Raw genomic sequence first — 9,018 nt, 5'->3', positions numbered from 1 at the left:
GTGTCGGTTGGCTTCTGGTGGCGCTTCGGTGGGGGCGGCGGGCCGTTCGGGCGTGATCGGCCGTCAGGCCGCATGCGCGCCCGAGGGCGGCCGGGGCCGCCCGCGCGCCGGTAGGCGCGCCCTTGAGCCAGTAAAGAAACTTCGGACCGGGGTGCCCCGGCTGCTGTGGGCGGTCGGCGCGGGGGTGTGCCGGGAGGGCCGGCAAGTGAGCGGGTCCGGACGCGTTCGTCTTCCGGCGGCGCGGGGGCTGTGGGCGCCGCGCCATCGTGCGGGACGCCTTCTCCGTCCGCGCCGTCGGTGACGAGGGACTGTCCCGGGAGGCCCATGAGCCTCCCGGGGTCAGGCCGGGGGCGCGGTGCCGGGGAGGTGGGGGTCGCCGGTCATCGTGACCGGGTCGCACCAGGCGGCGAACTGCTCGGCGCTGATGCCGTGGCGGAGGGCGACCCGCTCGATCTCCTCGCCGCTCGCCAGCGCGTCCCGGGTGATCTCCGCCGCCGCGGCGTAGCCGATGTGCGGCGAGAGCGCGGTCGTCAGCATCACGCTCCGCCGTACCTGAGCCGGGCCCACCTCCGTGGCCTCCAGGCCCCGCACGCACTGCCGTGTGACATTCCGCGTCGCCGCGCTGAGCAGTTCGATCGACTCCAGGGCGGAATCGATCACCACCGGCATCATCACGTTCAACTCCAGAATGCTTCCGGTCTGGGAGAACGCGACGGTCGCGTCGTTGCCGACGACCCGGGCGACGACCATCGTCAGGGACTCGATCACCGAGGGCGGCACCTTGCCGGGCATGATGCTGCTCGACACCTTGACGTCGGGCACCCGCAGTTCGCCCAGGCCGGCCCGCGGCCCGGTGGCCAGCAGCCTGATGTCGCAGCCGACCTTGTGCAGCGCCAGCGCGGCCGTCCGCACCGCCGCGTGGGCGGAGACCATGTCGTCCAGCGTGGACTGCGCGCAGAAGTGGTTGTCCGTCTCGCTCAGCTCGACGCCGAGCTCCGCCGAGAGCCGGGCGGCGGTCCGCGCCGCGAACTCCGGGTGCGCGTTGAGCCCGGTGCCCACGGCCGTGCCCCCCAGGGGCAGGGGTCCCAGCTCCGTCAGCGCCCGTTCGATCCGGCCCCTGGCGCCCGCCACCTGCCCGGCCCACCCGTGGAACTCCTGCCCCAGGCGCATCGGCGTGGCGTCCTGGAGGTGCGTTCTGGCGACCTTGAGCACCTCCCAGAATTCGGCGGTCTTCGCGGCCAGTTCGGCGTGCAGCCCGTCCAGCGCCGGCAGCAGGTCGCGGCGCAGCGCCACCGCCGTGGCGATCCGCATGGCCGAGGGCACCACGTCGTTGGACGACTGGCACCGGTTGACGTGCTCGTGGGGCAGCACCTCGACCGAGGGGTCCGCCTCACCGGCGAGCGCCGCGATGACCTCGTTGGCGTTCATGTTGCTCGACGTGGCCGAGCCGGTCTGGTACAGGTCCACGGGGAACTGGTCCCACAGGCCGCCCGCCAGCAGCCGCCCGGCCGCCGCCACGATCGCGTCGGCCACCGCGCCGTCCAGCAGGCCCAGCTCGCGGTTGGTCTCGGCCGCGGCCCGTTTCAGCCGCACCAGCGCGTCGAGGAACGGCACGGGCATCGGCCGCCCGCTGACCGGGAACGCCGCGACGGCGTGCCCGGTCGCCTCGCCCCACAGCCGCCTCACGACAGCGCCGAGGAGCGCCGCTCGGCCGATTCGAGGAAGGACGGCAGGATCTCCACGCCCCACCCGGGCGCGTCCGACACCTCGATGTACCCGTCCTTCACCACCGGCACCGGCGCGTAGAACGGCTGGGCCGACGGCTTCTCGATGGTCCACTCCTGGTGCTGGACGCACGCGGGGGAGGCCAGCACCAGGTGGGCGGTGAAGACCTGGATCAGCGAGCGGTTGGAGCAGTGCGGCGTGCAGGGGATGCCCGCGATGTCGGCCATCTCGGCGACCTTGCGGGCGCGTTCCATTCCGCCGATGTAGCAGACGTCCGGCTGGATGACGTCCACCAGCCGCTCGGCGACCATCCGGCGGACGATCTCCATGGAGAACTCCTGCTCGCCCGCGCCGATCGGCAGGTCGAGGTGGTCGGCGACGTAGCCCATGTTGTCCAGCTCCCAGCTGGGGTTGGGCTCCTCCAGGTGGTAGTAGCCGTACTCCTCCAGGCGCCGCCCCACGACGACCGCGCCGCCGGGCGAGTAGGCGCCGTTGGCGTCCGCGTTGAGCAGGAAGGCGTCGCCGAACGTCGCGCGCATCGCGGGGACCAGCGCGGCGGTGCGGCCGGTCCACAGTTCGGCGTCGCGGCCGTTGCGCACGCCGATCTTGACCTTGGCGCCGGGGAAGCCGTGTGCCTCGACCGCCTCCCCGATGCGCCGCAGCTCCTCCTGGACGCCGGTCTCGCGGCTCATGCTGGAGGCGTAGACCGGCACCTTCTCCCGGACCTTGCCGCCCAGCAGCCGGTAGACGGGCTGCCCGGTCGCCCTGCCCTTGAGGTCCCACAGCGCCGTGTCGACGCCGCTGACCGCGCGCAGCAGGAACGCGCCCAGGTACTTGTACTCGGCGCGGATCGCCCGCTCGACCAGGGCGCCGATGTCCCACGGGTCGCCGCCGAGCATGTGCTTGGCCACCAGCCGGTGCAGCACCTCGGCGGTGATCCCGGGCTCGGACGGGGCGGTCTGGCCGTAGCCGACCTGCCCGTCGTCGGTCGCCACCTCGACGATGCAGATGTTGCCTGAGACATAGGTCTGGATGGAGGTGATGGTGGACAAGGATCAGCCTTTCATGCCGGACATGACGACGCCCTGGACGAAGTACCGCTGGGCCAGCAGGAACACCGCGAAGACGGGGAGGATGGTGATCGTCGCGGCGGCCATCAGCCCCGGGGTGTTGCTGAAGAACTCCCCCTGGAAGAGGGCGAGCGCCACCGGAACCGTCTGGAGCTCGGGCGAGTTGAGGAAGATCAGCGGACCCAGCAGGTCGTTCCAGGAGTCGACGAAGGTGAACAGCGCGACCGTGGCCAGCGCCGGCTTGGCCAGCGGCAGCATGACGCGGGTGAAGACGGTGAACGTGGAGGCGCCGTCGATGCGGGCGGCCTCCTCCAGCTCCTTGGGGATGGACAGGAAGAACTGCCGCATGAGGAACGTCCCGAACACCGGCGTCATGGCCCGCGGCACCCACAGCGGATAGTGCGTGTCGACCCAGCCGTAGTCGCGGAAGACGACGTACTGCGGGATCAGGTAGACGATGTGCGGGATCAGCGCCGAGCCGAGCACGACGAGGAAGATGAGGTCGCGCCCGGGGAACTTCAGCCGGGCGAACGCGAACCCGGCCAGCGACGCGACGACCAGCAGCCCGCCCACATTGAGGAAGGCCAGCTTGACGCTGTTCCAGAAGTAGGTCGGCAGGATGTCGAACGCGGCGCGGTAGTTCTCCAGGGTGGGGTCCTCGGGGACGACGGAGGTCGGCGAGGACAGCGACTCGGGGCCGCCCTTGAACGAGGTGCCGATCATCCAGATCAGCGGGAAGAGGAAGCCGAGCGCCAGGCCCGCGAGGAAGAGGTAGTAGACGCCGAGCAGGACGGACCTGCGTTGCAGCAGCGGGGTGGCCGTCCTTCCCGCGGGTCCGGCGGTCTTGGTCGCGCTCATTCGTAGAACACCCACCTGCGTTGCAGTCTCCATTGAATCGCCGTCAGCGCCGCGATCACGAGGAACAGCAGCCAGGCCATGGCCGAGGCGTAGCCGAGCTCACCGGCGCCGAAGGCCGTGTCGAACAGGTGCAGCAGATACACGTTGGTGTCGCTGCCGGGGCCGCCCTTGGTCATCACGTAGACGATGCCGAAGACCTGGAAGCTGGCGACGAACTGGCTGATGCTGACGAAGAACAGCGAGGGCGTCAGCAGGGGCAGCGTGATGCTGCGGAAGCGGCGCCAGCGGGAGGCGCCGTCGAGGTCGGCCGCCTCGTAGAGCGTGGTGGGAATGGCCTGGATCCCCGCCATCAGCACGATCATCGGATAGCCGACGCCCTGCCAGACGCTCGCGATGATCACCGCCACCATGGCCCAGGGCATGGTGACCAGCCAGTCGGGGCCGTCGATCCCGAATGTGCCGAGGATGTCGTTGAGCACTCCGGTCTCGCCGGAGTAGAGCCGGAACCAGACGACGCTGATGGCCACGACGTTCGCCACGAAGGGCACGAAGAACGCCAGCCGGAAGACCACCATGATCCGCCGCTGCGGGCTGATCAGCGTGGCCAGTGCGAGCGCGAGCACCATGGTCAGCGGGATCGCGCCGGCCATGTAGAGGAAGGTGTTGAGGACGACCGTGTGGAACATCGAGTCGTCGAAGAGCAGCCGTTGGAAGTTGTCGAACCCGACGAACGTGGGCGAGGTGAGCCCGTCCCAGTCCATGAAGGAGGCGACGGTGGTGGTGATCATGGGGTAGAGCTGGAAGAGGGCGATGCCCACCAGCAGCGGCGCGATGAACGCGTACCCGGTCAGAGCCTGCCGGAGGCGCCCCGACGACCGGGCTCTCCGCCCGGAACGCGACCGGGCGGAGGGGGGCTTTTCGGATATGTCGTGCATGGGCTACTCGATGATCTCCTCGATCTCTGACCGCATGCCGTCCAGCACCTCCGGCGCGGTGTCCTGGCAGTTGCGCACGTCGTCCAGGGCCGGTCGGTAGACCTGAAGCGCCTGCTGGGCGGCTACGACCCGGCCGGGCAGCACGGCGTTGTCCGCCGCGGCCAGCACGAGGTCGAGATGGGCCGGCGTTCCGTCGGCGCTCGCGGTGATCCGGTCGGCCGCGGCCCGAAGGCCCGGCACGAACGCGCCCTCCTCGGCGAAGACCGAGGCGCCCTCCAGCGTCGTCAGATAGCGGAGCAGCTCCCAGGCGGCATCCTTGTTGGCCGCCGCCTCGGGAATGGCGAACACGAGCTGGTTGCCGTAGGTCCGCTGGGAGAGGTTGCCCGGGACCGGGGCGATGTCCCACTCGAAGTCCTGGACGTTCTCCCGGAAGAAGTTCACGAAGCTGGAGACCCGCTGGATCATCCCGATCTGCCCGGCCGCGAACAACTCGGCGCCCCGGCCGCTCTGCTGGAGCTCCGACCAGGGCGGCTGCGCGTCGTGGGCGCAGGTCAGGTCGGCGACCCACTGGAACCCCTCGGCGTCGGGGCGGTCGGCCAGCGTGAAGCTGCGGCCGTCCCGCGACCAGCGCCCGGTGCCACCGTTGTTGACGGTGTAGATCATCTCGAAGCCCGAGTCGTCCAGGACGCACGCGCCCCAGCGCTCGTTCGGGATGGAGAGCGCGGTGGCGGCGGAGACGAAGTCGTCCCAGGTCCAGCCCTCGTCGGTCCAGGTGGTCGGGGGAAGGGGGATGCCCTCCTCCTCGAACATGGTCCTGTTGTAGAAGATGACCCGGGGCTGGATGCCGAGGCTCCAGCCGACCACCGCGCCGTCCGGCTGCCGGGTGTTGTTGAAGACGGTCGGGAAGTAGTCGCTCTCCGACAGGCCGCTGTCCGACAGGTACGGCCGCAGGTCGTGCAGCCGGCCGGTCGCGGCGTAGGAGGCGACGAAGTCGTCGTCGATCCGGATCAGGTCGGGCGGGTTGCTCGCGCCCAGCACCGTGCGGATCTTCACCCAGTAGTCGCTGCCCGAGGCCGCGAACTGGTAGTCGATGCTCTTGCCCGAGGACCTCTCGAAGTCGGAGAAGACCGTCGGATAGGGGGAGCCGTCCAGGGCCTCCCAGTTCATCAGCGTGATGGTCGAGCCGTCCCCGGAGCCGCGCCCGGCGCACCCTCCGAGAGCCGCTCCCGCCGCAAGCCCGCCGATGCCTGCCAGCAGACGCCTGCGGCTGAGTGCTGTCATCGCGTTCTCCCACATCGTCGTGCCAGGTGCGCCACACGTGCACCCGTGGCCACGGCCGACAACGTAGGCCACACCCTTAACTTCCACAAGATGATTGGAGTTTTCCGTCTGGTGATAGAGTCCGGCTCTGCGGTGCCGACATGAGGGAGACGGCCATGGTCGCCACACCCGGCGGAGTCCGAACGATCGTCCGCGCGGGGGAGGTGATGGAGCTGCTCGCCGACGCCCGCGACGGCATGACGGCCGGCGCCCTCGCCACCGCGGCGGGCCTGCCGCTGCCGACCGTCCACCGGCTGCTGCGGACCCTGGTCGCCGGGGGCCACGCGCGGCAGGGCCCCGGCCGCAGGTACTGGCCCGGCCCGCGCTGGATCCGGCTGGGCGCGGTGGCGGGCCGGGCGCTGGGCGCCACGGCCCAGCCGTTCCTGGCCCGGATGGTCGAGGCCACCGGCGAGACGGCCAACCTGGCGCTGCTGGAGGGGGACGTGGTCGTCTATCTCGCGCAGGCGCCGTCCCGGCACAGCGTGCGGATGTTCACCGAGATCGGCCGCCGCGTCCACCCGCACTGCACCGGGGTCGGCAAGGCGCTGCTGGCCGGGATGGAGGACGAGCGGGTGCGGGAGATCGTCGCCAGGGCCGGGATGGAGCCCATGACCGACAGGACGCTGACCGACCTGCCCGCCCTGCTCGCCGACCTCGCGTCCGTGCGCGCGAGGGGATGGGCGACGGACGACGGCGAGCAGGAGGTCGGCGTCCGCTGCCTGGCCGTCCGGGTGCCGCACGCGACGCTGCCGGTCGCCCTGTCCGTCTCGGGCCCCGAGGGGCGCGTCACCCACGAGGCGATCGCCCGCCACGGACCGGTCCTCGCCAAGATCGCCTCCTCCTACGCGCGGGCACTGGCGGACGGCCGGGCGGCGCGGTGAGGGTCAGCCGTCGTCCTCACCGGTGGCGAAACGGCGTGCCTCGCGCCGACCCGCGTAGCGCTCCTTGCGGTTCGCGGTCCTGGTGAGCCGCTGCCACTCCTTGACGCAGCCGCGCTTGGCGCATCCCGAACAGCAGGTGTGCCCGAACAGCAGCGTGCCCGGGTTCTCCCACCGGCAGCGCGTGTCCGTGTCCCCCCGCGTCGGGCGCGGCGGCAGGTCGCAGGGACCGTCACGGTGATCGTGGGCCGGCCGGGGACGGTGTTCGGCGTGGCGCACCCACAGCGGCTTGGTCCTGTCCGTACGGGACATCTCGTTCCTTCCGGAACCGCCGCCCGCGCTCCCGGTCTCTCCGGGGCGGGCGGCTAGATCCACCACGTCACGGCGACACCTCCTTCCCTCGTCCACGGCACCGGCCGGACCGCCCGTGCTCCGGGCATGGGCGGCATTGTAGGGCCCGGCCCCCCGGCCCGGCCGGGAATTCCGTGCCGCACAACGCCCTTGCCGCCCCCGGGCCTTGCGCCCCGCGGCCGCCGGAACGCGCCGCACCCGCGCTCCGGCGCGCCCCTCGGCGCCACCGCCCGTTCACATCCCCCCACCGGGTGGTTTGGCCCCTTCGCCGCGTATCACTCCGGTGCGCCGGGGCATCAGGTCGGATGGCGCCACGGACGGACCGTGGGCCCATGCGAGGGGGACAGGTGACACACACCACACAGAGGGACGACCAGCCGCGGGAGACATACGAGCCGCCGACGCTCGCCGAGGCCGGCGACTTCGCGGAGGTCACGCTCGGTGCCATGGACGGGAACGTCGCCGACGGCGGGCCGTGGCCGACCAGCGTGGCCTGGGGGTGAACCGTCCCCACGACGGCGGCGCCCGGACGGAGCCGGGGGATTCCCGGCCGGGGGAGGACCGGCCGGAGGAGGAACGGAGGAGCGGCGCGATGTTCGAGGGTGCCTGGTTCGTGGCCCTGCCCGACGGGCCGGCCGCCGCGCCCGTCGCTCGCGGGCTGCTGGCGCTCACCTCCGCGCTCACCACCTACCCCCACGCCTCCGGCCGCCCCTGGCTCCTGGGCCGGTGGCCCCGGGACCGCCCCCTGGTGGTGCGGACCGGCGGCGCCGACGCGGCGGTGATCGGGCGGTGCTCGGTCGAGGCCGAGACCCTGCGGTTCCGGCTGGGCCGACTGCGGGACGTCGCCGACGCCGAGGGGCTCGTCGCGGGCGCGGCCGGCAGCTACCACCTGCTGGCCTCCCTCGGCGGCCGGATCCGGGTGCGCGGCAGCGCGCTCGCCGCGCGGCGCGTCTTCCACGCCACGGTGGACGGCGTACCGGTGGCGGCCAGCCGCCCCGACGTGCTCGCGGCCCTGTGCGGAACGGGCGTGGACCAGGAGAGCCTCGCCCTGCGGCTGCTCGCCCCGGTCACCCACCCGCTGGACACCCGCACCGTCTGGCGGGGGGTCAGGGCCCTGCGCCCCGACGACGCCCTGCTCATCGAGGCGGACGGGCGGACCGCCACCACCCGCTGGTGGCACCCGCCGGAACCCGAACTCCCGCGGGAGGAGGGCGCCGAGGGCGTGCGCGAGGCGCTGACCGCGGCGGTCGCCACCTGCGCCGCGCCGGGCGGCACCCTGAGCGCCGACCTCTCGGGCGGCCTGGACTCCACCACCCTGTGCTTCCTCGCCGCCCGCGGCCCCGCCCGCCTGGTCACCACCCGCTGGGAGGGCGTCGACCCGGAGAACGACGACGCCCCCTGGCACGCCCGCGCGGTCGCCGCGCTGCCCGGCGCCGAGCACCTCACCGTCGGACGGGACGCGACCCCGGCCTGGTTCGCCGGGGTCGGCCGCCTCCGGCCGGCCACCGAGGAGCCCTGCCCCTGGGCGCGCGACCACGCCAAGCTCTGGGACACCGCGGCCCGCGCCGCGGCCCGCGGATCGCGCCTGCACCTCTTCGGCGGCGGGGGCGACGAGCTGTTCACCCCCGCGCTCTCCCACCTCCGCGACGACCTTTCCCGCCACCCGCTGGCGGTCCTCTCCGCCCTGCGCCGGCGCCGCCACCGGATGCGGGTGGCCTGGCCCCCGCTGCTCGGTGCCCTCGCCGACCGCCGCCCCTTCCACCGCTGGCTCGCCGACGCGGCCGACCGCCTCACCCGCCGGCCCCCGACGCAGGCGGCGCGCCTCGGCTGGCAGCCGGAGCCCCGGACGCCGCCGTGGGCCACCCCCGCCGCCGTGGACAC

The 9,018-nt window shown here is 72.7% G+C and carries 9 protein-coding genes; 3 read left to right on the top strand and 6 right to left on the bottom strand.

Annotated features, from left to right (window positions below):
• Window positions 1–339 precede the first annotated feature (339 nt).
• From ADY01_RS27965 to ADY01_RS27945, 5 genes are read right to left on the bottom strand one after another with little or no spacing between them, the layout of a single operon-like run.
• Entirely contained in the window at window positions 340–1,686 is a 1,347-nt protein-coding gene (locus tag ADY01_RS27965; RefSeq protein WP_053171288.1) for a class II fumarate hydratase, read from the bottom strand.
• The gene (locus ADY01_RS27960; RefSeq protein ID WP_063784385.1) at window positions 1,683–2,777 is read right to left on the bottom strand and encodes a mandelate racemase/muconate lactonizing enzyme family protein; all 1,095 of its coding nucleotides are present in this window, start codon (window positions 2,775–2,777) and stop codon (window positions 1,683–1,685) included. The genes ADY01_RS27965 and ADY01_RS27960 overlap by 4 nt, the downstream gene beginning before the upstream one ends.
• A 3-nt stretch (window positions 2,778–2,780) precedes the next feature.
• A complete protein-coding gene (locus ADY01_RS27955) occupies window positions 2,781–3,653 on the bottom strand; it encodes a carbohydrate ABC transporter permease (protein WP_049579065.1) in 873 nt (290 codons plus the stop codon).
• A complete protein-coding gene (locus tag ADY01_RS27950; protein WP_049579063.1) occupies window positions 3,650–4,588 on the bottom strand; it encodes a carbohydrate ABC transporter permease in 939 nt (312 codons plus the stop codon). The genes ADY01_RS27955 and ADY01_RS27950 overlap by 4 nt, the downstream gene beginning before the upstream one ends.
• 3 nt (window positions 4,589–4,591) lie before the next feature.
• A complete protein-coding gene (locus ADY01_RS27945) occupies window positions 4,592–5,869 on the bottom strand; it encodes an extracellular solute-binding protein (RefSeq protein ID WP_159001469.1) in 1,278 nt (425 codons plus the stop codon).
• 155 nt (window positions 5,870–6,024) lie between these two features.
• Here ADY01_RS27945 and ADY01_RS27940 point away from each other — a divergent pair, with 155 nt between their 5' ends.
• A complete protein-coding gene (locus tag ADY01_RS27940) occupies window positions 6,025–6,789 on the top strand; it encodes an IclR family transcriptional regulator (protein WP_324613364.1) in 765 nt (254 codons plus the stop codon).
• A gap of 3 nt (window positions 6,790–6,792) precedes the next feature.
• Here ADY01_RS27940 and ADY01_RS27935 read toward each other — a convergent pair whose 3' ends face one another.
• Window positions 6,793–7,098: a hypothetical protein gene (locus tag ADY01_RS27935; protein ID WP_049579057.1), complete on the bottom strand. Its 306-nt coding sequence runs from the start codon at window positions 7,096–7,098 to the stop codon at window positions 6,793–6,795.
• A gap of 386 nt (window positions 7,099–7,484) precedes the next feature.
• On the opposite strand from ADY01_RS27935, the gene ADY01_RS38490 reads away from it, so the two are divergent.
• Both ADY01_RS38490 and ADY01_RS27930 read left to right on the top strand, forming a co-directional pair.
• Window positions 7,485–7,640 (top strand): lasso RiPP family leader peptide-containing protein, encoded by a 156-nt coding sequence (locus tag ADY01_RS38490; protein WP_159001467.1) that lies wholly within the window; start codon window positions 7,485–7,487, stop codon window positions 7,638–7,640.
• Between the two features lie 89 nt (window positions 7,641–7,729).
• The coding region (locus ADY01_RS27930) for an asparagine synthase-related protein (RefSeq protein WP_159001465.1) at window positions 7,730–9,018 on the top strand (1,289 nt) is incomplete at its 3' end.

It is taken from the genome of Streptomyces sp. SBT349 (assembly GCF_001083795.1).
Lineage (GTDB): Bacteria > Actinomycetota > Actinomycetes > Streptomycetales > Streptomycetaceae > Streptomyces.
Note: the sequence above shows the minus strand (reverse complement) of the source record. Positions and strands in the feature narration are given on the sequence as shown.